2 protein-coding genes are annotated in these 1,285 nt (G+C 66.8%); both read right to left on the minus strand.

Annotated features, from left to right (window positions below):
* Positions 1–43: 43 nt before the first annotated feature.
* A complete protein-coding gene (locus QNO07_RS27460) occupies positions 44–916 on the minus strand; it encodes an IS3 family transposase (protein ID WP_283995251.1) in 873 nt (290 codons plus the stop codon).
* Positions 913–1,212, minus strand: coding sequence for a transposase (locus tag QNO07_RS27465; RefSeq protein WP_158012931.1), 300 nt, complete (start codon positions 1,210–1,212; stop codon positions 913–915). The genes QNO07_RS27460 and QNO07_RS27465 overlap by 4 nt, the downstream gene beginning before the upstream one ends.
* Positions 1,213–1,285 lie beyond the last annotated feature (73 nt).

Consider the following 1,285-nt stretch of genomic DNA (forward strand, 5'->3'; position numbering starts at 1 on the left):
GACTGAGCTTGTTCCGCTTTGACGGACACCATTGGTGTGGTGGTCAGGCTGCGAGTGCGGTCTCGTATTCGGCGGGACTGCGGTAGCCGAGGCTGCTGTGCAGACGTTGCAAGTTGTACCAGCCCTCGATGAAATCGAAGATGGCGGTGCGGGCGACGGCCTTGCTGGGCCAGGCGACGGTGTCGAGGAGCTCGCGCTTGATGGTGGCGAAGAACGACTCGGCGAGCGCGTTGTCCCAGCATTGTCCGGTGCGGCCGACGGACAGCCGGACTCCGAACTCCTCAGCCAGGGCGGCGAATTGCTGGCTGGTGTACTGACATCCGCGATCCGAATGGAAGATCACCGGACGGATGGGACGACGCTGCCGGCAAGCGGCCTTGAGGGCGTCGGCGACCAGCTCGGTCCGCAGATGATCGGCGGTTGCCCAGCCGATCACTCGGCGGGAGGCGATGTCGATGACGGTGGCCAGGTAGAGCCATCCTTCTTCGGTCGGGATGTAGGTGATGTCGCCGCACCAGCGGGCATCGAGCCCAGCGGGGTCGGGCTGGAAGTCGCGGACGATGAGGTCGGGCCGGAAGGCGGCCCGCGGGTCGGGGACCGTGGTCAGGTGCCGCCGCCGGCGGTGCCTGCCCTGCAAGCCGGCGGCCCGCATCAATCTGGCGACTCGGCGGCGTCCGCACTCCTCGCCCTCCCGTTGCAGGACGGCATGGACGCGTGGGGCGCCATAGGTGCCGCGCGACCGCTCATGGACTTCGATGATCTGCTCGGTCAGCTCGGCGTCACGAACCGCCCGGGGACCGGGTTTGCCGGCGAGGCGGGCGTAGAAGGCGGTTCTGGAGACCTTCAGCAGCTCACACGCACGCTTGACGTTGTGGCCGTTCTGCTTCTCCGCCTCGATGAACGGGTGCACCGTCACCGGGTCTCCTTCGCGAAGAAAGCCGTGGCTCGCTTGAGGATGTCGACGTCTTCTCGCAGGCGGCGGTTCTCCCGCCGCAGCGCGGCCAGCTCCTCGCGCTCGCTGCTGGTCAGCCCGTCGCGCTCACCCGCGTCGACCTCGGCCTGCTTCACCCAGTCCCGTACTGCGGTCTCGGTCAGATCGAAGTCCTTGGCGATCTGACCGACCGAGCGGTCACCCCGTCGGCACAGCTCGACGATCTCGGCCTTGAACTCCGGCGTGAACGAACGGCGAGGGCGAGGCTTCTTCTTCCCCATGCTCTCCATGATGGACATCCTCCCGGGGACGAACCCCTGATCTCGAATGTCCGTCAAAGCGGATCAAGCCCAG

It is taken from the genome of Streptomyces sp. 549, assembly GCF_030124175.1.
Lineage (GTDB): Bacteria > Actinomycetota > Actinomycetes > Streptomycetales > Streptomycetaceae > Streptomyces.